Raw genomic sequence first — 22,140 nt, 5'->3', positions numbered from 1 at the left:
GCGCCCACTCAGCCTTTCATCAACGTTCCCTAGTTGCGATAGAAGATGTACGCGGCGACTACGAAGATCAGCACCGCGAAGAGGCGGTTGAGGACGTTCTTGTAGCCGCTTAGTCGTGTGGCGGCCAGCATGCCGAGCAAACCGCCGGTGATGCCGCCCCCGATGAACTCCGCGGCAAGCCACCAATCCACCAATCCTGAACTGGCATAATTCAACGCCGTCGCCAGTCCGAACGCACCGACGGAGAGCAGAGATGTCCCGATCGCGTTGATCATCGGCATGCCTGTCGCCAGCATCAGGCCGGGAACGATCAGGAAGCCGCCGCCGATTCCGAAGAAACCGGATGCAGCGCCGGCGGCGAGTGCCACGACCGCAGTCGCGAGGCACATCTTGAGGTCGACCGGCCGGCACTCCGCCGTCACCGCCTTGCGGGGCTTTAGCATCAAGGCGCCGACGACGACCATCAGGACTGCGAACAGGAAGATCAGACGGCCTCCGTCCATCGCCTTGCCGAGGCTGGATCCGGCGAGCGCTCCGAGAACGCCAAGTGCCGAGAAGACGGCTGCGCAGCGCCACCAGACGTGCCCCTTGATCGCGTGGCTTGCAAAGTTCGCGAACGCGTTCACCGAGACCGCAAGCGCCCCCGTTCCGATTGCGATATGAGGCTGGCTCACACCAACGACGTAGAGGAGCAGCGGAGTGGCCAGAATGGAGCCTCCGCCGCCGAGTAGGCCGAGCATGAACCCGACGATCCCGCCGGAGCCGACTGCCGCGAGGATGGAAGTGCTCATGCCCGTCTGCTCCATACTCTGTCGTACAAGGTCATCCCGACCAGCATGGCGATGACGAACAGGACGGTTTGCGGAATACCGAGCGACAGGGAGGCGACGGCCGGGCCGGGACAGAAGCCGCCGATCCCCCAGCCGAGACCAAACAAGGCCGAGCCGACGACCAGCGGCGCGTCGACCCGCCGGCTCGTTGGGACATGGAAGCTGTCGTCGAAGGCAGGATGTCGTATCCGGTTCATCACCTGCACGCCAACGAAGGCAATGGCGACAGCGCCGCCAAGAACGAAGGCGAGGCTCGGATCCCATGCGCCGAAGACGTCGAGGAAGCCTTGGATGCGAGCCGGGTTCAGCATGCCGGAGAGCGACAGGCCCAATCCGAAGACGACGCCGGAGACGAGAGCGGCCGCGAACCGGTAGATGTTCCTGTTCATATTCCAAGGCTCCGCAAAACTGTGACGGCGACCATGCCGGCCGTCAGGAAAGTAGCGACGGCCACCATGGAGCGCGGCGACAGGCGGGCGAGGCCCAGCACGCCGTGCCCGCTCGTGCAGCCGGAGCCCATCCGCGCGCCGAAGCCGACGAGCAGCCCCGCGACGATGATGAGCGGCCAGCCTGCGGTGATGTCGACCACTGGCCAATCGCCGAAGACGAGCAGGTAGGCAATCGGCCCGAGCAGCAGCCCAAGCACGAAGGCAAGATTGGTGGTCACTCCGACGCCCTGAGCGAGATGCCCGACAATCCCGCTGATCCCGGCGATCCGGCCGTTGAGAAGAAGAAGCATGGTAGCGGACGCGCCGATGAGTATGCCGCCGGCCAGGGATGGGAGATAGGTGTTCATTCTTCTTCCTTCACGCAGAAGATGTCATAGAGGGCGGCGACCAGTCGGGCAGCCTTTGCCTCGGTCAGGCGGTAGAAGATCTGCTTTCCTTCCCGTCGCGTTTCGACGATGCCGGAGCCACGCAGCACAGTCAGGTGCTGCGACAGATGCGGCTGGTGCACGTCGAGTTTCTCTTCAAGTTCGCCGACCGAATACTCGCCTTCGATGAGCGTGCAGACGATCATCAGGCGGGCCGGATGGGACAGCGTCTTCAATAGATCCGCAACTTCGCCGGCCCGGGTAGCCATTTCGGCGCGGGCAACCCCCGCCTTCATCATCGCCTTCAGATCGGACGTCATTCCCATGCTGCTCCCTCCAATGCATCGAGTGGAAATTTGAGGTAGCGCTTGCCGTTGGCTTCAGGCTCCGGCAGGCGCCCGCCGCGGATGTTCACCTGCAGGGCGTGCAGGATGAGCTTCGGCATTGGCAGCGTCTTGTCCCGCTTCGTCCTGAGCGCCACGAATTCTTCCTCCGTCACGCCGGCAAGATGCGGGTTGGACTTCTTCTGGTCGGCCACCGTGCTTTCCCAACGGGGTGCACGGCCCTTTGGCTGATAGTCGTGGCCCGTGAAGATCCGCATCTCGTCGGGGAGGGTGAGGATCTCCTGGATCGAATTCCATAAAATGCGGGCATCGCCCCCGGGGAAGTCGGCGCGCGCCGTGCCGCTGTCGGGCATGAAGAGCGTGTCGTGCACGAAGCTTGCGTCGCCGATCACATAGGTGATGGAGGCGAGCGTATGTCCGGGCGAGAACAGCACCTTGGCATCGATCGAGCCGACCTTGAAGGTTTCACCGTGGGCGAACAAACGGTCCCATTGCGAGCCGTCGGTCGCAAGTTCAGGCCAGTTGTAGATGCCCTTCCACAGCTTCTGGACGTCGACGACGCGCTCGCCGATGGCTGTCGGAGCCCCGGTCTTCTCCTTAAGATACTGGGCGGCCGAGAAGTGGTCGGCATGCGGATGGGTATCTAGGATCCACTCGACGGTCAGCCCCCGGCTGCGGACGTATTCGAGGATTGCGTCGGCATTGGTGGTCGCTGTCGCGCCCGCCTTCTCATCGAAGTCCAGGACCGGATCCACGATGGCGCACTTGCCGGTCGCCGGATCGGACACCACGTACTGGACGCTCCAGGTGCGCTTGTCGAAAAAGCCCTTCACCTGCGGTCGGCGCGCGGCATGTGTCTTAAGCCAGGCTGCGGCGCCGCTTGTGTCGAAGCCCCGGACGTGTCCGAACTCGACCACCGCGTCTGCAGGCATCCGGCCGTCAAGAACCTCACCGATCAGGTAGAGGCTGAGTGATCGGGTGCCGGTCTTGCAATGGGCGAACACCGGCCCTTCGGATTCGTCGACTGCGCGCTGAAACGCACGGACGTCCGCCTCGGTGATCGCACCAAGTGTGACCGGAATGAATGCATAGGACAGTTTGCAGTGCTTTGCTTCCTGGCTTTCGCCCTGCGTTCCTGGCTGGGCAGAATCTTCATCATCCGGCCGGTTGTTGATCAGTGTCCTAAAGCCTCTGTCGTAAAGCGACTGGATGGTCTCGATGCTCGGCTGCGGCGAGACCGACAGTTTCTCGGATATTGCGGTGACAGGCATTGCCAACTCCGTGCTAGATTTTATTATACATTATATTATAATATAGAATAACATATCTTCAAGATCGGGCGTGGAACTTTTTTGTCGTGATTTCCATGCTCGAGGGAACAAGCGGATTTCCTCTTCCAACACGCTATACAGGGGTGGCGCCCGACGCCGCCGATCTGCGCAGGCTGGGCTTTCGAACAGCGGCGGAGGTCGATCAGGAGGACCGGTCGAATTTGTCATCGCAGCGCTTGAGTTCGCTGGGCGATGCCGTCCTTTATCAGTAAGAGCGACAGGGCGACCGGGCCATGTCAGCGTGTTGGGAGCGATTTCGGTTAAGACGACGATGTCGATCCGCTGGCGCACACGACAAAGCACCCCCCGTAGAATTCGGGGGTTTTAGTCTTGTCCATCGCGACGATGCTATGATCGATCTTACTTCCGGCCCGTCTCAGTGCGCCATGAGAATTGGGATGCTGGTCTCCTCGATCATGCTACGGGTCACCCCGCCAAACAGCGTTTGCTGCCAGCGTGGATGGCTGAAGGCGCCCATGACGATAAGATCGGCGGCAACATCGACCGCGTGTTGTCTTAGGACTTCGTCCGCGCTCCGCCCGCCGCTGGCCAGGCGATCCACCTGCACTTTCACACCGTGGCGGGCAAGGTAGGCTGCAATGTCGGCTCCCGGCTCCTCGCCATTCGCCCTCATACTGGCGACCGGGTCTATCAGCGTGATGTAAACCACGTCCGCCTGTTTCAGAAGCTCGAGCGATTGGCGCGCTGCACGAGAGGCTTCATTGCTGGAGTCCCACGCGACGAGGATTGATTTTGCAGCTGAGGAGATGGCGCGCGGGCCGCGATTGATGAGGATGGGAGTTGGCGTTTGGAAGAGAGCGCCGTCGAAGATCCGCTTGCGAAGGTCTTCATCATCGGCCGCCTGCCGACCGACGAGCACGACATCCGCGTAGAGCGCCCGTTCCGCTATGTCCTGGTCGGCCCATGCAAATTCCGTATAGACGTGGTCGACATCGCAGGACAGGTCCGCGCGGCCAATTATGTCTTTCACCCTGTCTGCGGCTTCTGCAAGTTCCTCGATCTCGCGCTGCCGTTCATCGAGCCAGACGGTCGACATGGCATTGTATTCGCCTATCGCCCCCGCTGAACCCATTGAAATGACGAGCGCGCTGAGATGCGCTCCGTAGATCTCACAGAATGCAGCCGCCGCTTTCAGATCTTCATCGAAATGTTCGACGTTGAGAATGCTCAATACCGTCTTGATTGTCATCGCGATCACCTCTTGGCTGAATGCGATGAGAATATTCTCTTCTGCTGGACGGTCTTTGACCTTCGTCAACGTTTGCGCGCCGCAGTGCGGATATCGTTGTTAGATTACTGGAAGCGATGTCGTATCGCCATCTGAAGGCTGGACGAACCCAGGTTTCGTCAAAAGTGCCTCTCGCTCGCGCATCTGAAGATCAAGGCGCGCGGTGCCAGGGTGGAGATTACAGGATCATTTTGCCGTGTCGAAAACGATTGTCGGCAGCCGAGCCAGCAGGGGCTTGCAGATGCAGGATTCGATCATCGCTGGACAAAGGGAGATGCGCTATGCTGACTGTTGAACGAGACAACAAGCGCGGAGGCGAGTGCTTCGCGGTGCCGACAATCGGAGAAATCGAGGGCAAGCTGCTGGTCTACGAAACGATTACCGTCGCCTGCCTGCAGGAGATCCTCAAGCACCCGGACGCGCACGACCTTTCCGCCTTCCGCGAAACGATCGCCCGGAAGGTTTCCTCCGGATGCAAGAACTTGAAGCTTTGCGGCGACGACATGAGCGCCACTTGCGAATATGCGCTCCAGGTGTTTGATGAAGCTGCGAGGCGGGCGGCTGGCAAATGATATGAACAGCGCGTGGTGAAGCACGTCGGCCAGACAATTGCTGCGACGGCTTCGCTAAACGCGCCGGCATCTAAGCGGCGCGCCGGCCGGGGTCTGTCGTCTTTTGAAGATTCACCCCGGCGGAGGAACTGGCGCAAGATCGGTGGCCGGATCAGTTGAGATTGACTGCAATCCTCAGCTTGCGTTTTCGGCCTCGAGTTGCGCGGCGGCCTCGAACATCATTTCATTCGTCATCGCACGAAGCTCCTCTTCGTCAACGGCTCGACCTGGGAGCGCTGGATGGAGCGGTGTCATCACCGCGGCAGTGTAGGTCGCTTCCGGGACGGGCAACCCAGAAGACCAAGCCGAACAAGCGGCAGTAACCAGAAAAAGCCTCGTCACTTGGTCTTAGCCAAACGCTGCGAACTTCGTCCCTTTTTGACGCTGGTCAAACTGCATTTTTCCTGCACGTCTACAATGAAAAACACTCAAAGCCAGGAGGGCTCAATGAAGAGCGAGATCATTCCCCACGACGCATGTGTTTTGGTTGCCGACGGAAAGAAGGCTCTTTTGTTGCGTAACATCGGGACAGCTTATCAGCTGATGCTCGAAGTCGAGCAGGTCATTGAAGCGAGCGCCAACCCGCCCAGCCATGAACAGGGAACGGACCGACCGGGCCGGACCTGGGCGGGGAGCCATCGCAGCAGTGTCGATGAGACCGACTTTCACGACTTGGAGGAGCAGCGTTTCTCGACAATCGTAGCAGAGCGGCTTGAGACCATCTGCGCGGAAGGGGCTATCGGCAAACTCGTCATCGCCGCGGCTCCGAAATCGCTAGCCAACCTGAGACAGGCCATGTCTGAAAGCCTCAGCAAGCGCGTCATTGCCGAATACGACAAAGATCTCGTCAATCTGCCAATCGACGAAATTCAGAGACACCTTGTCTCAGAGCGCTGACGAACGGAATAACGGCTCGTCGGCGAGTTGTCGGGGTCGCCATAAGGATGCTGTCGGCTTGGCGGGGTTGCCGGTCGGCGGCAGATGGTCGTGTGATCGTTGACGGATCCTCCGAACGAGTTGCATCTGGCTCCGCTGCTGGTTTCAATCTGACAAAAGCAGATGCTGACTCGTTGGAAATGCGTGCTGGCGTGGACCCGCGGCGTTTCAAACGGCGGCGGGAATTTCTAGCCATGTTTCAGCGGACTATTTTCTGAGGAATCCAGCTTGGGTGTCGACATCAGCGCCGGATATTGTGGGATAAAGCCAAACGGTAGGCCGCAAGCAGCTTCTGACGGTAATGCTTTCATCGTCCGCGCCTTGTCCGGCGCGTGATCTTTACCGGTGTTGCCGCCTTGCAGATGGGCTCTCTGAACAGGATCAACAGCAACGCTGACGCGTTTGCGACCGCCAAGTACCCTGCTTTGGTGGCACACCATGCTTGATTGCGTGTTGGTGAGCCTCCTCGGTTGACGCGGCGCGCGATATCTGCGCGCCGCCTTATCGAAGGCGCTGTTGGATCACGAGGCCTTGATCTCGATCTTCCGCTCATTCTTTTTCGCTTCGGCGCTCTTCGGCAGTTTGACCTTCAGGATGCCCTTGGCAAAGCTTGCTTCCACTTTTTGGGCATCGACGCCGTCGGGAAGTTGGAAATTGCGCTGGAATGAGCCGAAGCGGCGTTCGGAGATATGATATTCTTTTTCTTTTGTCTCTTTTTCTTCCTGCTTCTCGCCCCGGATCGTCAGCATGCCGTTGGACAGCTTGACCTCGATGTTCTTCTCATCGAGCCCGGGCACCTCGGCGGTGAGCTCGAACGCATCGTCCCTCTCGATGACATCGACTGCGGGGACCGTCGGCCAGGCACCAAGCGCCGGCAGAACGCGCCCGAATAATGGGCGATCCGACGAGCGACGCGAAAAAGGCGTGAAATCGTCAAACAGACGGTCGATCTCCGAGCGAAATGCTTCAAACGGGGACCAGAGGTTGCCGGTCGGCAATGCAGACTTTTCTTCAGTCTTGACCGGAAGCTTCGTTGCTGTGTCAGCCATGATTTTCTCCTACGTTTGGCAAAGGAGACTGCATCAAAGCGTCCCAAGGACCTGGTGCAGTCCATGTTCACTCATTAGCGAGCCGTTGCATTAGAGCGATGGAATGGGACAACGACATTGACGCGCATCAAACTGCTTGAATAAGACCACGCGGCAAGCGGGTTCCGAGCGGTCAACCTCCAGCGGAAAGCGATCTTGGATGGGGTCATGTCGGAGGGGTTGCCGCGCCAATCGAACATCGGTCCGCTGTTGGAGTTGCGCATGCCACAACCAAGCGCTCCGGGACCGGCACGATCGCCCGTACGAGACCATCGGCCGAGTTCGGGATTTCCATTGGGCTTTCGCCTGCGACAATTTCTGGAACGTCCTGCTGCGTGACCCCATGCTGATCGCGCGCAGACGACGGTATTGAACATCAAAAAACGTCCCTGCCGCTTCGGGTGACGAACTCCGTCCGGAATCCCCGATCATGGGCCATCTTCAGGAGCCGGTCTGCGCTCATTATGTCGAGACGCATCCTGCCGGCGAAACACTGCCGGAGCGGGCAACAGAGTTCGGACGCCGCCCATTCTCTAGCGCGCGGCGAGATGATCTCGATGTCCCAGTGATCGGCATCGTCGCGCTCAAGCAAGATATCGCCATTCGTCCGGCTATCGTAAGAGGGCGGAGCGCAGCCGGCAGCCGACATCAGAGCTTCCGTGACGCGGCTTGTGTCTCGATGATGTAGCATGACAAGGACTCCTTATAAGACACCTGTGCAAGACGGTGGTGGTAAGTTATGCAATCATGATCTGCTCATGGGTGGCGCGGACCCCAGCCTTGAATGATGCCACGAACGCCCCCACACGGCTCGCCGCGCGTTCCGCAAGCTCAACCTCGCCAGATGTTCCGACCTTTCCGGAAAGTCGAACGATGCTTCCCTCGACGGCGATGGCGATATTGGTCGAGTCAAGGCCCGGTTCGAAATCTAGGCCCGGTTCGAAATCGAGCTCTTCTATCACGCTCGGTCTCAAGATTTGGTCGTTCATGACATTCTCCTTCCGATCATTTCTTTGTTAGGATCGTACCGGTCGTTCGTCGTTGATCCCTGTCAAAATGAGGAGAGATCTACGGCCGTTGGCAGGTTTGCGGCGATGGAGACAGCGGGCAGTCGAGCACGCTTGAAAGAGGGCGCGCCGGAGATTGAAATAGATGGGTTGCTGCGGCAGCCCCTCCAGCCTGGCCGGTAACGAAGCCCTAGACGGATGCGGCCAATCGGGACCTTGACTCGTTCGCTGCCGACCTTCGAGAAACCCGTGTCAGCCTGAACGGCACGCCGCGTTGAAGATGCGCTGCGCCGGTCTCTCACCATACCGATGAATGCTGCCCGGCTCCCCGATTGCTCAATGTTGATCCCTATCAAGGATTGTTCGCGTCGTTCGTGGGAAGACGATACCAAAGGGCGCAAAGGAGGCGGACATGGAACGCAAGCACGGCTTCAACCTCGGATACCTTTTCGTGGCATTGCTCCTGATCGGACTGTTCCAAGTGTGGTTTGCGACGCGTGACATTGCGCAGCCGTCCTATAGTGATCTCGTTCGCATGGCGAGCGAGGGCAAGATCCAGTCTGTGACGATCACCGAGACGATGGTCGAGGGAAAGTTCAAACAGCCGCTCGATGGAAAGACCTTCTTTGCAACCCATCGCGTCGATCCGGCGGCAGCAGAAACCTTTGAAAGGGCTGGCGTCGAGATTACTGGTGCCAGTGACAGCAACTGGCTGACAACACTTCTGTCCTGGATCGTTCCGACTGTCGCCTTTCTCGCAATCTGGTTCTTCTTCTTCCGAAGGTTCGCCGAACAGCAGGGCATGGGCGGGCTCGTGACGATCGGCAGGTCCAAAGCCAAGGTCTATCTCGAACGGAAGACGGGTGTGACCTTCCAGGACGTTGCCGGCGCCGACGAGGCCAAGGCCGAACTGCAGGAGGTCGTCTCGTTTCTCAAGGAGAAGGACCGGTACTCGCGCCTTGGCGCGCGCGTGCCGAAAGGCGTGCTGCTTGTCGGTCCGCCCGGAACCGGCAAGACCCTTCTGGCACGAGCGGTCGCCGGAGAGGCCGACGTCGCTTTCTTTTCCATTACAGGATCGGAATTTGTCGAAATGTTCGTGGGTGTCGGTGCCGCTCGCGTTCGCGACCTGTTTCAACAGGCGCGCGCCGCAGCACCCTGCATCATCTTCATCGACGAACTCGACGCGTTGGGACGGGCACGAAGCGCGCTTGGGTCTTTCGGCGCGGGAGACGAAAAGGAGCAGACACTCAACCAGCTGCTTGCCGAACTCGATGGTTTCGATCCCGGTTCCGGCATCGTTCTGCTTGCTGCAACGAACCGTCCCGAGATTCTTGATGCTGCGTTGCTTCGGTCGGGCCGCTTCGACCGGCAGATTGTCGTCGATCGCCCGGACCGGCCGGGCCGCACTGCAATCCTTGCCCTGCATTGCCGCAAGATCCTGCTGTCGAAGACAGTCGAGCTGGACGACGTGGCGCGCCTGACGCCAGGCTTCACCGGAGCCGATCTGGCAAACCTCGTCAACGAAGCTGCAATCTTTGCAACGCGCCGCAATGCGGACTGCGTCGAGATGGACGACTTCACGAGAGCCATGGAACGGATCGTGGCGGGCGCCGAAAGGCGAAGCCGGCTTCTGGCAGCGCCCGAGCGCGAAAGGGTCGCCGTCCACGAAATGGGGCATGCGATTGCCGCAGCCGCGTTGCGGCGCACCGACCCGGTGCAGAAAGTGTCGATTATTCCACGCAGCGTGGGTGCACTCGGCTACACCTTGCAGAGGCCGACCGACGATCGTTTTCTCGTCACCGCACCGGAGTTGCTGGAGAGGATCGTCGCATTGTTGGCAGGTCGTGCGGCCGAGGAACTGGTCTTTTCGGAAATCTCGACGGGGGCGGCCGACGATCTCGCGAAAGCCACTGACATCGCTCGCAGTTATGTTACGCGCTTTGGCATGAGCCGGCTCGGGCAAGCGGTCCTGGAGGCACCGCGGCTGCAATGGCTGGACGATGTGCGAGCAGCCTCCATGCAGCGCGACTATGCCGATGCGACAGCCCGCGACGTTGATCTGGCAATCCGGGAGATACTGGAAACGGCCTATCAGGACGCCAGGAACGTTCTGGCCGCCCGGATCGTGGACCTGAAGGCTGGCGCTCGCCTTCTGCTGGAGCGCGAGACGATCACACCCGCCGATTTTCCGGCAATTCGGCGCGAAGAGGCAGCGGTCTTGCCCGTCCAGGGCCTATCTGTGGCATCAAACCGACCATGACCGAGGAGATGCCATCGGATCGGATAAGCCACCCCACCGTCGACTCAACGGCCAAGGCGGCGCTGAAGCTTTCGCCAGCCATCATTGCCGGCTGGGCAATCGGCGTGCTCGGGCTAGGGACTTTGGTCGCAGCCGTTCTGCATTTCGGAGAGATCGAGATCTTTCTTGCCGCGCTCGGCAGAACATCGCTTGGCTGGCTTTTGCCTGGTATCGCGTTTCAGCTTGCGACCTATGCCTGCGCCGCGATGATCTGGCTCCTCGTCTTACGCAGACAGGGCTTCAGGCCTCCCTTGGGTGCTCTTTTTCGCCTTGCCGTCGTCGAGCTCTTTGCAAACCAGGCAGTACCGACCGGAGGCGTCAGCGGCGGCCTCGTCGTCGCGCAGGGTTTGATCCGCCGCGGCGTCTCGGCCGCGGCAACGGTTACCGCCCTTTTGAGTGCGACCATCGCCTATTACTCAGCCTATCTTCTCATGGCATCGGCCGCTTTCGCAGCACTTTGGAGCACCGGCAAGCTGGACGAAAAGTGGGCATGGCTTTGCATCGTCTTTTCCCTGTTGATCATCGCGGCTCCTTCCGTTCTTATAATGACAGTGCGCACCAGACTGAGCTTCATTCCGCACCGCATCCGCTCGTTGCGCCCGGTAACACGCCTTGCCGATCTGTTGGCGAAGGTGGATCATCGCGTGCTTGGCGATAATAGACTGCTCGCGAAGAGCATTCTTCTTCAAGCATCCATCTTTTTGCTCGATGCGGCGACCCTCTGGGTTGTTCTGCATGCACTGGGCGTTGCTGCCTCACCTGGCGCGGCCTTCCTGAGCTTCGTTCTCGCCTCGGTCGTTGGAACCGTCTCACCGCTTCCGCTTGGCCTCGGATCTTTCGAGGGTGCCTGTGTGGGACTGTTGCACCTGCTTGGGATCCGGGTGGAGGAGGCGCTTGCCGCCACGCTTGTCTTCCGCGGACTGACATTCTGGTTGCCGATGGTCCCAGGACTGATCTTTATGCATGCCGAAGTCCGACTGACCGCGACAGGCGAGCGCCGCCAGGCGTGAAATGGGTGATATCGAGCACTGCCGATCTGGCGCGGAAATAGATCCGCTCGAAGCATTCTGGCACGACGACGGACCCGAGAGCGCGCGGAGGTAAGCCGGAAGCCACTGTCAGGCCCGTCTTCGCGAGGGGGACTTCCGCCAGCATCGGTGTCGCTAGGACCGTCACCGAAAGCGCGGTGGTGGCTCCACATTGGATAAGAATTCCTGCCTCGTGACGAATTCGCCGAAAAGCGTCTTCAACTCTTGTTCCTGTTCATCTCGGATATGCAGCGCGCGGGCGAGCTCGGTAACCTTGTAGACTTTCTGAGCGGGCATGCGGGCGATATGGTCCATTTGCATGTCAATCTCCCTCGAAAGAACACCTAAAGTCACGACGCGTATCGCTGACCGGCATGAATCGCGCCATGCAATCTCATTGGCAAATTGAGCTAAATCATTTGCCGCGGGTCGTCGTTGATCGATCTCAAAGAGCCGGCGCTATCTGACGTGTTGTCGATGTGACCGGCATCAATGCTGTCGACGTCATCGGGCGCAACAGCGGAAAAGACCCGCACAGGCTCATCTAAACCGGTAAAGCCAAGGACTCGCGGCCTCAGCGATCAGGAAAAACTGGAAGGAGATGATTGTCGGGTAGGTTTGCTCCACCAACTTCCGGCGCTAGTCCGTCGGCTCAAGCAAGTCGTCCAGTTTTTCCACCACGGCCCGAACCACATCGGCGCGGCTGACGATGCCAACCAACACGCCGTCACGCAGGATAAGAACGCGCTTGATCCCATGTTTCAGCATCAGATCAGCCAACTCTGCAAGAGAGGTTTCCTGATCAGCGGAGATGATGGTTGAATGCATAATCTCGCGGACGCGTTGCTGGTTGAGGCGGATTTCGGCAAGAAACTCCGGCGCGAGTGTCTCGCCTTCCGCCAGCAGGCGTAGCCATTCCGCTCGCTTACTTTGAAACTGCGCGCCGAAGTGGCGCATCACGTCGCCTTCGCTGACCAATCCAAGCGGCCGGTTATCGGGGTCCACCACAGGTACGGCGGTGACGTGATGGATCAGCATGCGCCGGGCGGCCTCGGCTACGGTGGTCTCAGGCGACACCGTAATTAAATCCGTTGTCATTACCGATTTAGCGGGGATCGTCATGTGTACGGCTCCAGCTAGAAGAGAATGCAGGATACCGGGCCGGCTTGGCGGCCGCCTTGACATACCTCAATGTGCGATGCATGGCGCGGTTGCCGCCGTTCGCGACCGTCAAGCCCCAATGATATGTCATTGATGATTGTAAATGCACCAAGGCTGGTGACGCGGAACATTCAGCGCGAAGCCTAGAGGCGTAGCCGTTCAATCCCGGTACCGAGCGCTGATTGTCAATCCGCTGAGATGGGTGGCGCTAACGCAACACGATTTTCAGCAGCGTGCTTGTGCTCGCGATCTTCTGATTGACCGGTCGAGTTTGATGCGGGTCAACGCGGTAAGCTCACCATCGGTCTAGGGTTTTGTACTGCTGTTAGCAAAGTCTCACAGGTGTAATGACGGAGCCTGCGGAGCACGTTGATCTCGGCGAGATTGGCGGCTCTAACGGGCGGGGATGTGCTGGCGATGTTCTTCGGCAGGTGGCGGCATTTGTCAGACCATCGAATACGGAGCGTCACGTCCATCACTGGCAAAGCGCCAGGGTGTAGTCCAATGTAACGGAGACCTCAGATGACGCCTAACAATAGCGGTTTTGTCATCGGCCCTCTGCAGAAAGACCAGATTGACCGCACTTACGTCATAGCGCAGGCGGCAATGCCTGATCTGACACTTGATTCCTGGCGCCGGGTAACCGGCGGCTCGGAGCGGCGCAACTTTATCGTAGCGACCGACACCAGGGGTTACTCTCGCGGCCTTTGCCATGTTCGCCTCGAAAAGCACCCTGTTGCCGGGCCGCTGTTCGACGTAGCGATGTTCATTGTCATAAGCCCGCTCCACGAACATGAAATCGCGGCAGCCCTGTTTGCCTGTATCGAGAGACAGGCGATCGATGCGAAGAGCAAATATCTGCGATTTTGGTCTCTTCGACCCGAGATTTGGAGTGTGCTCGACGATCAGGAGTTCCGTCATCGATGGGACCACGGCGTCATCTATCGCCTTTGATTGCCTTTCCGGGCGGTTCTGACCGTCTGGCAGAATGGGGGAGGTGGCTACGGCAATACGGCGTTGCGCCGACATTTGTTACAAACTGTTACAAATTCGCATTGTCTTTTACACACGCGGCATCCGCATGTCACCCTGAGACCTTTTATTGGCCTCATCCACAGCGCGGAGGGACGAAGATGCTGCAGGGCGCCACTTTTCATCAAGACAAGCAGATCAACAATGCGGTGCTCCTTGGCTCCGAGCCGAATTGCATTCAGGAGCTTTTTAGGAGACAACCTGTCGAACGTCTGGTCGCCGGCCAGTCCCTTTTTTTCGAAGGCGACGCTGCCAAGCACCTGTTCGAAGTCGTCGAAGGGACCCTTCGCATCTTCAAGATCATCTCGGATGGCCGCCGCGTCATCACAGGATTTCTGCACGCCGGCGACATCGTCGGCGTCTCGCTGAAGGACCACTATCTCTACAGTGCCGAAGCCATTACCAACACGAAGGTACGACGTTTCTCGCGCAAGGCATTCGATAGCGAAGTCGCCAGTTCGTCGGAGTTGCGGCCGGAGGTCTTCGCCCGTCTCTGCGACGAAATGGCCGCTGCCCAAGATCAGATGGTCCTCCTGTCCTGCAAGAGCGCCGAAGAGCGGATTTGCACTTTTCTTCTAAGAGAGCTTCTTCGCGCGGTCTCGGAAGGGCAGGGCGATTTCGTGATCGAGCTGCCAATGACCCGACTGGACATCGCCGACTATCTCGGCCTCACCATCGAGACGGTTTCCCGTTCTATCACGAAGCTGACGAATAAGGGCGTGCTTGCGCCTGTGGGACGTCATTCCCTTCGCGTCGTGAAGCGGTCTGCGCTTGTGCAATTGTCAGGAAGTGACGACGAATTGGCGGGGGACGGGTGGAAGCAGGCTGCATGTGAAAGGCGGCCGCGCCACTGAGAGCGTCAGCGATCAAGGGAGAACGGCGAGGAGATGACGATTGAGACGGAGCTTGACCAGATTGCCCTGATGTTCGACGGAGCAAACGTGGTCGTTCACGGTTTCGACGGGATAATCAACCGCTGGACCAGTGGCTGCGAGGCTCTCTATGGATGGCCACGAAACGAGGCTGTCGGAAAGGTCGTCCACGAACTTCTCGCAACGCAGTTTCCGACACCCTTGGAAGAAATCCGCGAAACCGTTCGAAGGCAAGGGGCGTGGGAAGGGGAGGTGACGCACCGACACAATAACGGCCAAACGCTTTTCATTGCCACGCGCTGGTCCCTCTTCAATCCATCGCTCGGCAAAACAGCGATGATTATCCAAACGAACAACGATGTAACCGGCATGAAGAGAATGCAGGATGATCTGGCGGAGAGGGAAGCACATCTGCGCTCCATCCTGGCCACGGTTCCCGAAGCGATGATTGTCATTGACGATGCCGGCAGGATCTCCTCCTTCAGCGCTGCGGCAGAGCGGCTTTTCGGTTATCCTTCCGCGGAAGTCTGCGGGCGCAACGTCAAGATCCTGATGTCGCAGCCGGATCGCGACGCCCATGACGGCCATCTCTCCCGATACTTGATGACCGGCGAGCGCCGGATTATTGGTTATGGTAGACTGGTGACCGGGCAGCGTAAGGATGGTTCGGTCTTTCCGATGGAGCTTTCCGTCGGCGAGGCGGTCACCAATGGCAAACGCATCTTCACCGGCTTCATCCGCGACCTCACGAGCCGCCACAAGACCGAGGAGGAGTTGCGCCAGTCGCAGAAGATGGAAGCGATCGGCCAACTGACCGGCGGGCTTGCGCATGACTTCAACAATCTGCTTACCGTCATCAGCGGCAATCTCGAGATGATCGAGGACAAACTGACGGACGAAAGGCTGCGACCGCTGCTGCGTGAGGCGCAGGAGGCGGCGGAGGACGGGGCGAAACTTACGGGCCAGTTGCTCGCCTTCGGTCGGCGCCAGCCGCTCAATCCGAAACCCGTCGACGTCGGGCAGCTTATTTCCGGTTTTTCCGACCTGCTGCGACGTACGCTCGGCGAAGCGATCGAATTTCGCACCACCGTGATTGGCTCGTCCAACAGCGCGCTGGTTGATGGATCGCAGTTACAGAACGCTCTTTTGAATCTTGTGCTCAACGCTCGAGATGCCATGCCGCGCGGCGGCAAGCTCTCGGTCGAGATCTCGCGCGTCAAGCTCGACGCCGATTATGCGCAGATGTATCCACAGGTGCGCACTGGCGACTATGTGCTGATCTCGGTGACGGACACCGGCAGCGGCATGACGGCGGAGGTCAAGCAGCGGGCCTTCGAACCCTTCTTCACGACCAAGGGCCTTGGTTCCGGCACGGGGCTCGGCCTTTCAATGGTCTACGGATTCGCCAAGCAATCCGGCGGCCATATTCAGCTTTATAGCGAGGTGGGCCAGGGAACGACTGTGCGCATCTTTGTTCCGGCAGTTCCCAAGGTGGCAGAGGATGGCACGGATCAGGAATCGCAGGCTGGACGGTCGGAGCCCCACATTCCACGCGGTTTTGAGACGATCCTCGTCGTGGAGGACGATGCGCGCGTGCGCCGTGTTGCGGTTTCCCGCCTCATCAGTGCCGGTTACGAAGTCATAGAAGCGGCAAACGGTCACGAGGCACTGGACCGGCTTGAGGATTATCCTGATGTCGCGCTGCTGTTTACCGATATCGTCATGCCCGGCGGCATGACCGGGGACGAATTGGCGGATATCGTGCGGACGCTGAAGCCGGGTATTAAGATCCTTTTCACATCTGGTTATGCCGAGCCGACGATCGCCGGCCGCGAGCTTTCCCCCTCCACAAGCTTGCTGAAGAAGCCCTACACGGCCCGCGAACTTGCGATCCGTCTGCGCGAATTGCTTGATTAATCTCATAGCGAGCATCGGCGAAGGCTCGGTGAAGATCGGCTGAGGCTTCCGGCGTAACGGCAGTTTCCCGCCTGGGCCCAAAGGGTGGGATAGAGAGACCAATCCTCCCGTTCGTCAATGGGACATGAGAACTGGCAAGGCCGGCTCGTCCAAGACCCCACCAGTTGCTCCGCCCAAGACAAAGTCTCGCAATCGAGAATGCCCGAATGCTCCCATGACCAAAAAATCGCCGCCCAGTTCGAGTGCGGCCTGCTGGATGCTCTGGCCGATAGATGACCCGCTACCTTGGGCCAACATTGCCTTGGCATCGACGCCGCTCGACCTCAAGATTTCAGCAAGGTGCGTTCCGCTGTCGGCTGGAAGCGATTTTTCGCCAGTGACCGACAGGACCGATACGGTCCGGGCCATCCGGATGAGCTCGTGCGCATCGCTGACGGCGCGAGCGGCTGCGCGGCTCCCATCCCATGCAATCACCAGATGATCGATCTTGCCGGCGACAGTCTTATTGGGAAAAATGACGGTCGGTCGGCCTGAGCCGAATATGACGGCTTCAGCGACGATGCGGGTGTCCGGAATACTGGCGATACATTCGAGGGTTGCGAGATCGAAGAAACGTGCTTGCGTGGTCACTGTTTCATGCAGCCAAGGCAAAGCGGTCTTCAACGTTCGAGTAAACACCTTAATTTCCGTGCCTGCGCTCAGATTTTCCGCCGCGGCGATCAGCGTTGCAGCCCGGTCACGGCTCAAGCTTTCGGCTTGCTCGATCATCTTTGGCGTATCGAGCAGCAGCGATGACCAGGCGTCGGGGATGTGCGGAATCTCAACTCTTTGCGCGCAGACGTGAAGATTTGCGCCGCAGAACTCGGCGAACGCGATGGCATTCGAAATGATCAATCCCGAACTCGGATCGGGATACGTCGCCAGCGGAAGAAAATACTGTGGTATCATGTCTTCTCCACCTCTCCACCTTTCGCAGTATAATATCTATTTGTCTTCGTTGTCGGTCGCATTGATCTAACGCATGCGCGGACGCCGGTTATATGTGACCATGAAAGTAATAGGGAGCGCTGGAAGCGCGTGCAGTTGCCCACTAACCGAGCCGAGCTCACAGCGCCGTTCAACATGAGCTCGACCGGGAAATACGGCCAGCCAGCTCAGGAGCGATTGGGTCTCGTTCCGGATAGTGCGAACATGACGATCTGTGTCGCGATCAGCGGCGCGGTGCTGGAAAACAGGACGACAAGCCACATCTGAGCAGTTGGCGGGACGAGTTGCAGAAGGTGAGCAGCCGGACCCACATAAGGGGGGAGAGCCAATAGCAGGGTGCAAAGGCCAAGGGCAAACCAGAGCCATCGGTTTCCAGTCATATCATTGACGAAAATGCTCGTTCCACGACTGCGCAAGTTGAAGACATGCCATAGTTGAGCAAAGGCAAGGGTTAGGAATGTCACGGTCACGCTTGCGCGTTGATCGAAGCCTAGCCATTTTCCGATACCGAGAGCTGCAAAGGTAGCGGCACTCAGCGCCGTCGCGTGGAGAATGACTGCGCGCCATTGGGCGCGGCCAAGAATAGCCTCCTTCGGATCGCGGGGCGGTCTGTTGAGCACTCGGTGCTCTCCTTCGCCCATCGCGAGCGCGAAGGCCGGAAACACGTCGGTCACGAGGTTCAGATAGAGAATCTGCAGCGGCAGCAAAGGCAGTGGCAGAGATCCGGCAACTGCCAGACCGATCACCATCAGTTCACTGAGATTGCACGATAGCAGATAGGCGACAAGCCGGCGGATATTGGCAAAGATAATGCGGCCTTCACGGATTGCCTTGACGATCGTCGAAAATCTGTCGTCAAGGAGGATCATTGCCGCCGCTTCGCGGGCGACGTCGGTGCCGCGCAGTCCCATCGAAACGCCGATATCTGCCTGCCGCAGGGCTGGAGCGTCATTGACGCCGTCCCCCGTCATCGCCACGATATCGCCGGCATTCTGATAGGCTCGCACAAGAGTGAGCTTTTCAGAGGGATCGACCCGGGCAAAGATGCCGACATCGCGTAGAGCAGGCGCACCTGTCCTCAGCATCTCGTGGAGCTCTCGCCCCTCAACCACATTGCCTCCAGATGTGTCGAGGCCCACGGCGCGACCAATGCTTCTGGCCGTTGCAACATGATCGCCGGTTACCATGACCACCCGTATTCCTGCATTCTGGCAGTCTCGGATCGCTTCCGGTACGTCTGCACGAGCAGGATCCTGAAGGCCGATTAGGCCGACCAGGATCAGTTTATGAAACGGATCATCGGGCTCTTGAGGCTGGTGTCTGATAGCGCAGGCGAGAACGCGCAGGCCGTGGTCGGCGAGACGTCCGACGTAATTATTCCATTTCGAGCGCGTTTCTTCGTCAAACCGGATTTCGCTTCCCTCGTGCAGCACCCCGGTTGCAGAATTGATAATCGGCTCCGGCGCTCCTTTGACTGCGATGAGAATGCCATCTCGACTGGAATGGACCGTTCCCATCATCTTCGTAGTGGGATTGAAGGCGTGTTTGCGCAGAAGCGGGTATTTGAACAGGAGGTCGGACCGGTTCATATTCGCTGTCAGACCGGCGCGCAAAAGTGCGATTTCCATTGGATCGCCTGTCCCCTCGGCGTCGGCATTCTCAAGATCTGCGTCATTGCACAGCACAGCCACCGTCAACAACAATGAGAGTTCCTGATCGGCGCCGGCCCGCAAAAGAAGTGTGTTCTCCGGCGGATTCGCGTTGACCACGACTTCTCCAGAAGAGGTCAAAAGCTGCTGGACGGTCATGCGGTTTTCCGTCAGCGTTCCGGTCTTGTCCGTCAGGATGACGGTCGTGGCGCCGAGCGTCTCCACAGCCGAAAGGCGCTCGATTAAGGCGTTCTGCTCCGCCATACGCCACATTCCTCTCGCCAGAGCGAGCGTTGCGACAATCGGAAGTCCTTCTGGAATAGCGGCGACCGCAAGAGCAATTGCGGCCTCGATGACCAGGAGTTCATCCTGGCCAGAGACGAGGCCAAGAGCAGCGATTGCGCAGGCGACAACCAGCGTGGCTCCGACAAGCTGTGTCGAAAGACGAGATAGCTTTCGCTCCATTGGTGAGTTGCCGGCGTCAACCTCCATGATCAGCCGCGATACCGTGCCGAGTTCGGTGGCGAGCCCCGTTGCCGTCACGACGCCTCGGCCGCTTCCTCGTGTGATAGTTGTTCCTTTGAATAACATCGACCGACGCTCCGAAAGGCGTGCGTCTCGCGAGACGGACTGGACATCCTTTTCCACAGGCACGGATTCGCCTGTCAGGGTCGACTCATCCGCGGCCAGCCTGGAAGCTTCAATCAGTCGGAGGTCGGCGCAGACCGCTTCGCCCGCTTCAATGACCACGACATCACCTGGGACCAGATCCTCTGCCGGCACACGGCTGACAACTCGGTTACGAAGTACCCGGACGGTATGGGCTCCCAGTGCACGCAACGCCTCGATTGAACGTACGGCTTTGAGCTCGGTGTAAAACCCGATGACAGCATTGACGGCAAGGACGGCAACGATGGCGCCGCCTTCTTCCAGCTCGTTGAAATAAAAAGCTAATCCAGCTGCACCGGCCAGCAGATAAACCACAGGGGTCATGAACTGGTGCAAAAGAAGTTTAAACCACGTTGCGGCGGGTCGCGCCTGAATGGCGTTCGAGCCAACGGCCCGACGCCTTTTTTCAGCGTCTTCACGAGACAACCCCACCTCTTCCGACACGCCAAGCATGGCGGTCAGCGCCTCCGGCGCCAATGCGTGAGGGGTTTCGGGCAACCTTAGTGGTCCATTGGCGAAATGAACGTTCACCATGCGGGCCTCCTGATGCACCCGACGCTATCGCGCCATCAAGATGCCTCGGATTGAAATCGAATGCTGGTCTTTTCTTTCGATCGACCTGGATTCGTCACAGATTGTGTGGAGCGACGCGATCACCATCAGCGAACCGTCACGCAGGTCACAGGGCAAAGCTGCGCGATCTTGTTGGATACGCTGCCGAGGAGCAGCGCCGAGAACCTGGAAAGGCCGCGAGCGCCACAGATGACGACGTCGGCCTGCACGTCGGTGACCGAGTTGAGAATTTGCTCCGCAGGATTTCCTTCCAACAGCAGCGTTGAAACCTGATCAACGCCTTCCGCTTTGACGACCTTGATGGCCTGCTCGATGATTTGATCGCCCAAGATGCGAAAAATCCGGTAGGAGGTCGCCCGATGAAGAGAAATATCAAAACGCGGCGCTGCCAGCCTCGTGCTCATGATGTCATCGGCCGAGCCCAGTGCTGGTTCTGCTCCCGGAAATTCAGCGTCGATCATCCGCTGTACATCAGTATCGACCTCTCCGACGAGGAGAACATGCACGAGAACGACCTGCCCGCCACTCCCCGCCGCAAGAGCTGCTCCTAACTCGACGGCCTTTTTCGAATGTTCGGAGCCGTCCGTCGCTATGAGAATGTTCTTGAACATGTCAGGTCTCCCTCAACGCCGCCGCGATGGATTGCGACAGTCCCGCCGAACATCTTCTGTCTTTTGGCGCGGTCGTCTTTGAGCTTCATCAAAGCAGCGCCCCGTGAGCGCCATTTATGACGAGCTTCCAGAGTTATGTGATCGTCCGTCGCTTCGCCCCGGCATCATTCTGATCTTTTGGCGCCTCCTGATCGGCGTTTGCATCACGGATCATCGCGTATTTGACCTGAGTAACCGTGAGGTCGCGGTACCAGTCGATCAAAGCCCCCCAAGGGTCGGTTATCTTCGACAGCCCTGACACGAACGCAACGATCGTGCCGATCTCGGTCTTTCCGGTGACGACGTAGTAGCCACCGAGCGCGAAAATGCCGGCGTAACCCAGCTGCGTCATCAGGTTCATAAGGAAATTCATCGAAAACTTGAATTTGTAGATCGTCATGTTGGTGACGAAAAGCGATTGCACGCGATCGGCCTGGACATCACTCAGATCGCTGCCAGTGACATGCTCAATCATTCCCTCGCTGACATGCCGCATGATAGCAATCTTGCTTGCAACGAGCCGGTTAATGGCGTGCTGCATGAGCGGCACGAAGCCGACCTGCGGCAAGAAGACGACGGCGACGGCAAGTGCCATGAGCGGCTGCAGGAAGATCATGTAACCCCCGACCGCACAGAGAATGCCGACCTGTAGAAGCGGCTCGGAAATACTCGTGCCGACGAAGCCGCCGACCGGCTCGGCTTCGGCCAGAACGATTGATAGCTGCACGCCCTCTGCCAGTGCGTCGGGAGGATGCCTGCGCGACTGATCGGAGGCTGACAGTACCGTCATCCGCAGCCAGCGGATCGCTACCTCACCGATCCAGCCGCGATAGAGGTTCAAGCCGAGCTTAGTCAGTCCTTCCAGCAGGACGAGGCCGAGATAAGCAAGGACAAGAGCGAAGATGGTCGGGTAGGCGCCGCCCTGCGTTGCCGCATTGATGACTCGCCTCTGGATTTCCAGGGGCGCTGTTCCGGCAAGAAAGAGAAGCACCGAAATTGCAGCCAAAGCCAGTTGATGGGATCGGCCCATCAGAAGCACGAAACCGAGCAGGTTCCGTGGCATCGACTCCTTGGGAGGGACTTCAACATAATT

Annotated in this window: 22 protein-coding genes; 7 read left to right on the top strand and 15 right to left on the bottom strand. The window is 59.0% G+C overall.

The annotated features are described in order from the left end of the window. Nucleotides 1-29 precede the first annotated feature (29 nt). The 6 genes from KQ933_RS29690 to KQ933_RS29665 all read right to left on the bottom strand — a co-directional run bounded on the left by KQ933_RS29690 (nt 30) and on the right by KQ933_RS29665 (nt 4,529). Nucleotides 30-791, bottom strand: coding sequence for a sulfite exporter TauE/SafE family protein (locus tag KQ933_RS29690; protein WP_253958366.1), 762 nt, complete (start codon nt 789-791; stop codon nt 30-32). Beyond that, on the bottom strand, nt 788-1,219 hold the full coding sequence (locus KQ933_RS29685; protein WP_216759555.1) for a YeeE/YedE family protein: 432 nt from the start codon (nt 1,217-1,219) through the stop codon (nt 788-790). Before KQ933_RS29685 ends, KQ933_RS29690 begins: the two co-directional genes overlap by 4 nt. Further along, complete coding sequence (locus KQ933_RS29680) at nt 1,216-1,626, bottom strand: YeeE/YedE family protein (protein ID WP_216759554.1); 411 nt, start codon at nt 1,624-1,626, stop codon at nt 1,216-1,218. Before KQ933_RS29680 ends, KQ933_RS29685 begins: the two co-directional genes overlap by 4 nt. Beyond that, nucleotides 1,623-1,970, bottom strand: coding sequence for a sulfite-sensing transcriptional repressor BigR (gene bigR, locus KQ933_RS29675; RefSeq protein WP_216759553.1), 348 nt, complete (start codon nt 1,968-1,970; stop codon nt 1,623-1,625). The genes KQ933_RS29680 and bigR overlap by 4 nt, the downstream gene beginning before the upstream one ends. Then, a complete protein-coding gene (gene blh, locus KQ933_RS29670) occupies nt 1,961-3,259 on the bottom strand; it encodes a bifunctional sulfur transferase/dioxygenase Blh (RefSeq protein ID WP_216759552.1) in 1,299 nt (432 codons plus the stop codon). Before blh ends, bigR begins: the two co-directional genes overlap by 10 nt. 436 nt (nt 3,260-3,695) lie before the next feature. Further along, nucleotides 3,696-4,529, bottom strand: a complete 834-nt coding sequence (locus KQ933_RS29665; RefSeq protein ID WP_216760872.1) for a universal stress protein — start codon at nt 4,527-4,529, stop codon at nt 3,696-3,698. 320 nt (nt 4,530-4,849) lie between these two features. On the opposite strand from KQ933_RS29665, the gene KQ933_RS29660 reads away from it, so the two are divergent. Together KQ933_RS29660 and KQ933_RS29655 are read left to right on the top strand one after the other, a co-directional pair. Then, complete coding sequence (locus tag KQ933_RS29660) at nt 4,850-5,140, top strand: hypothetical protein (protein ID WP_216759551.1); 291 nt, start codon at nt 4,850-4,852, stop codon at nt 5,138-5,140. A 486-nt stretch (nt 5,141-5,626) separates the two neighbouring features. After that, nucleotides 5,627-6,076 carry a host attachment protein gene (locus KQ933_RS29655; RefSeq protein WP_183800726.1) on the top strand — a complete coding sequence of 150 codons (450 nt, stop codon included), beginning with the start codon at nt 5,627-5,629 and terminating at the stop codon, nt 6,074-6,076. Between the two features lie 560 nt (nt 6,077-6,636). On the opposite strand, the gene KQ933_RS29650 is transcribed toward KQ933_RS29655, so the two are convergent. The 3 genes from KQ933_RS29650 to KQ933_RS29640 form a co-directional block, all read right to left on the bottom strand. Further along, nucleotides 6,637-7,164, bottom strand: a complete 528-nt coding sequence (locus tag KQ933_RS29650) for an Hsp20/alpha crystallin family protein (protein WP_216759549.1) — start codon at nt 7,162-7,164, stop codon at nt 6,637-6,639. Between the two features lie 415 nt (nt 7,165-7,579). Then, complete coding sequence (locus tag KQ933_RS29645; protein ID WP_216759548.1) at nt 7,580-7,894, bottom strand: hypothetical protein; 315 nt, start codon at nt 7,892-7,894, stop codon at nt 7,580-7,582. A gap of 46 nt (nt 7,895-7,940) precedes the next feature. Next, nucleotides 7,941-8,192 (bottom strand): BON domain-containing protein, encoded by a 252-nt coding sequence (locus KQ933_RS29640; RefSeq protein ID WP_216759547.1) that lies wholly within the window; start codon nt 8,190-8,192, stop codon nt 7,941-7,943. A gap of 430 nt (nt 8,193-8,622) precedes the next feature. Between KQ933_RS29640 and ftsH the strand changes: the two genes are divergently transcribed. Together ftsH and KQ933_RS29630 are read left to right on the top strand one after the other, a co-directional pair. Continuing rightward, on the top strand, nt 8,623-10,470 hold the full coding sequence (gene ftsH / locus KQ933_RS29635; RefSeq protein ID WP_216759546.1) for an ATP-dependent zinc metalloprotease FtsH: 1,848 nt from the start codon (nt 8,623-8,625) through the stop codon (nt 10,468-10,470). Next, complete coding sequence (locus KQ933_RS29630) at nt 10,467-11,519, top strand: lysylphosphatidylglycerol synthase transmembrane domain-containing protein (protein WP_253958365.1); 1,053 nt, start codon at nt 10,467-10,469, stop codon at nt 11,517-11,519. The genes ftsH and KQ933_RS29630 overlap by 4 nt, the downstream gene beginning before the upstream one ends. Before the next feature lie 162 nt (nt 11,520-11,681). Here the strand turns inward: KQ933_RS29630 and KQ933_RS29625 are convergent, their stop codons facing one another. Continuing rightward, complete coding sequence (locus tag KQ933_RS29625) at nt 11,682-11,858, bottom strand: hypothetical protein (protein ID WP_216759545.1); 177 nt, start codon at nt 11,856-11,858, stop codon at nt 11,682-11,684. 318 nt (nt 11,859-12,176) lie between these two features. Then, entirely contained in the window at nt 12,177-12,659 is a 483-nt protein-coding gene (locus tag KQ933_RS29620) for a CBS domain-containing protein (RefSeq protein ID WP_216759544.1), read from the bottom strand. Between the two features lie 561 nt (nt 12,660-13,220). Here KQ933_RS29620 and KQ933_RS29615 point away from each other — a divergent pair. The 3 genes from KQ933_RS29615 to KQ933_RS29605 all read left to right on the top strand — a co-directional run bounded on the left by KQ933_RS29615 (nt 13,221) and on the right by KQ933_RS29605 (nt 16,519). Then, a complete protein-coding gene (locus KQ933_RS29615; protein ID WP_216759543.1) occupies nt 13,221-13,652 on the top strand; it encodes a hypothetical protein in 432 nt (143 codons plus the stop codon). Between the two features lie 179 nt (nt 13,653-13,831). Next, nucleotides 13,832-14,584 (top strand): cyclic nucleotide-binding domain-containing protein, encoded by a 753-nt coding sequence (locus KQ933_RS29610; protein WP_216759542.1) that lies wholly within the window; start codon nt 13,832-13,834, stop codon nt 14,582-14,584. A 33-nt stretch (nt 14,585-14,617) separates the two neighbouring features. Next, complete coding sequence (locus KQ933_RS29605) at nt 14,618-16,519, top strand: PAS domain-containing sensor histidine kinase (protein WP_216759541.1); 1,902 nt, start codon at nt 14,618-14,620, stop codon at nt 16,517-16,519. Between the two features lie 114 nt (nt 16,520-16,633). Here KQ933_RS29605 and KQ933_RS29600 read toward each other — a convergent pair whose 3' ends face one another. The 4 genes from KQ933_RS29600 to KQ933_RS29585 all read right to left on the bottom strand — a co-directional run bounded on the left by KQ933_RS29600 (nt 16,634) and on the right by KQ933_RS29585 (nt 22,110). Then, entirely contained in the window at nt 16,634-17,467 is an 834-nt protein-coding gene (locus tag KQ933_RS29600; RefSeq protein ID WP_216759540.1) for a universal stress protein, read from the bottom strand. Nucleotides 17,468-17,673: 206 nt separating this feature from the next. Beyond that, nucleotides 17,674-20,358, bottom strand: coding sequence for a cation-transporting P-type ATPase (locus KQ933_RS29595; RefSeq protein WP_216759539.1), 2,685 nt, complete (start codon nt 20,356-20,358; stop codon nt 17,674-17,676). Nucleotides 20,359-20,483: 125 nt separating this feature from the next. Then, complete coding sequence (locus KQ933_RS29590) at nt 20,484-21,008, bottom strand: universal stress protein (protein ID WP_216759538.1); 525 nt, start codon at nt 21,006-21,008, stop codon at nt 20,484-20,486. 133 nt (nt 21,009-21,141) lie between these two features. Beyond that, complete coding sequence (locus KQ933_RS29585; protein WP_216759537.1) at nt 21,142-22,110, bottom strand: ABC transporter ATP-binding protein; 969 nt, start codon at nt 22,108-22,110, stop codon at nt 21,142-21,144. Between the last annotated feature and the right edge of the window lie 30 nt (nt 22,111-22,140).

It is taken from the genome of Rhizobium sp. WYJ-E13 (assembly GCF_018987265.1).
Classification (GTDB): Bacteria; Pseudomonadota; Alphaproteobacteria; order Rhizobiales; family Rhizobiaceae; genus Rhizobium.
Note: the sequence above shows the minus strand (reverse complement) of the source record. Positions and strands in the feature narration are given on the sequence as shown.

Excerpts from the sequence above, each read along its gene's own strand:
- KQ933_RS29600 (WP_216759540.1), bottom strand. The coding sequence starts at position 17,467 with ATGATACCACAGTATTTTCTTCCGCTGGCGACGTATCCCGATCCGAGT.
- bigR (WP_216759553.1), bottom strand. The coding sequence starts at position 1,970 with ATGGGAATGACGTCCGATCTGAAGGCGATGATGAAGGCGGGGGTTGCC.
- KQ933_RS29640 (WP_216759547.1), bottom strand. The coding sequence starts at position 8,192 with ATGAACGACCAAATCTTGAGACCGAGCGTGATAGAAGAGCTCGATTTC.
- KQ933_RS29690 (WP_253958366.1), bottom strand. The coding sequence starts at position 791 with ATGAGCACTTCCATCCTCGCGGCAGTCGGCTCCGGCGGGATCGTCGGG.
- KQ933_RS29605 (WP_216759541.1), top strand. The coding sequence starts at position 14,618 with ATGACGATTGAGACGGAGCTTGACCAGATTGCCCTGATGTTCGACGGA.
- KQ933_RS29610 (WP_216759542.1), top strand. The coding sequence starts at position 13,832 with ATGCTGCAGGGCGCCACTTTTCATCAAGACAAGCAGATCAACAATGCG.
- KQ933_RS29645 (WP_216759548.1), bottom strand. The coding sequence starts at position 7,894 with ATGCTACATCATCGAGACACAAGCCGCGTCACGGAAGCTCTGATGTCG.
- KQ933_RS29595 (WP_216759539.1), bottom strand. The coding sequence starts at position 20,358 with ATGGTGAACGTTCATTTCGCCAATGGACCACTAAGGTTGCCCGAAACC.
- KQ933_RS29660 (WP_216759551.1), top strand. The coding sequence starts at position 4,850 with ATGCTGACTGTTGAACGAGACAACAAGCGCGGAGGCGAGTGCTTCGCG.
- KQ933_RS29615 (WP_216759543.1), top strand. The coding sequence starts at position 13,221 with ATGACGCCTAACAATAGCGGTTTTGTCATCGGCCCTCTGCAGAAAGAC.
- KQ933_RS29680 (WP_216759554.1), bottom strand. The coding sequence starts at position 1,626 with ATGAACACCTATCTCCCATCCCTGGCCGGCGGCATACTCATCGGCGCG.
- KQ933_RS29630 (WP_253958365.1), top strand. The coding sequence starts at position 10,467 with ATGACCGAGGAGATGCCATCGGATCGGATAAGCCACCCCACCGTCGAC.
- KQ933_RS29590 (WP_216759538.1), bottom strand. The coding sequence starts at position 21,008 with ATGTTCAAGAACATTCTCATAGCGACGGACGGCTCCGAACATTCGAAA.
- KQ933_RS29650 (WP_216759549.1), bottom strand. The coding sequence starts at position 7,164 with ATGGCTGACACAGCAACGAAGCTTCCGGTCAAGACTGAAGAAAAGTCT.
- KQ933_RS29655 (WP_183800726.1), top strand. The coding sequence starts at position 5,627 with ATGAAGAGCGAGATCATTCCCCACGACGCATGTGTTTTGGTTGCCGAC.
- KQ933_RS29625 (WP_216759545.1), bottom strand. The coding sequence starts at position 11,858 with ATGCAAATGGACCATATCGCCCGCATGCCCGCTCAGAAAGTCTACAAG.
- blh (WP_216759552.1), bottom strand. The coding sequence starts at position 3,259 with ATGCCTGTCACCGCAATATCCGAGAAACTGTCGGTCTCGCCGCAGCCG.
- ftsH (WP_216759546.1), top strand. The coding sequence starts at position 8,623 with ATGGAACGCAAGCACGGCTTCAACCTCGGATACCTTTTCGTGGCATTG.
- KQ933_RS29685 (WP_216759555.1), bottom strand. The coding sequence starts at position 1,219 with ATGAACAGGAACATCTACCGGTTCGCGGCCGCTCTCGTCTCCGGCGTC.
- KQ933_RS29585 (WP_216759537.1), bottom strand. The coding sequence starts at position 22,110 with ATGCCACGGAACCTGCTCGGTTTCGTGCTTCTGATGGGCCGATCCCAT.
- KQ933_RS29665 (WP_216760872.1), bottom strand. The coding sequence starts at position 4,529 with ATGACAATCAAGACGGTATTGAGCATTCTCAACGTCGAACATTTCGAT.
- KQ933_RS29620 (WP_216759544.1), bottom strand. The coding sequence starts at position 12,659 with ATGACGATCCCCGCTAAATCGGTAATGACAACGGATTTAATTACGGTG.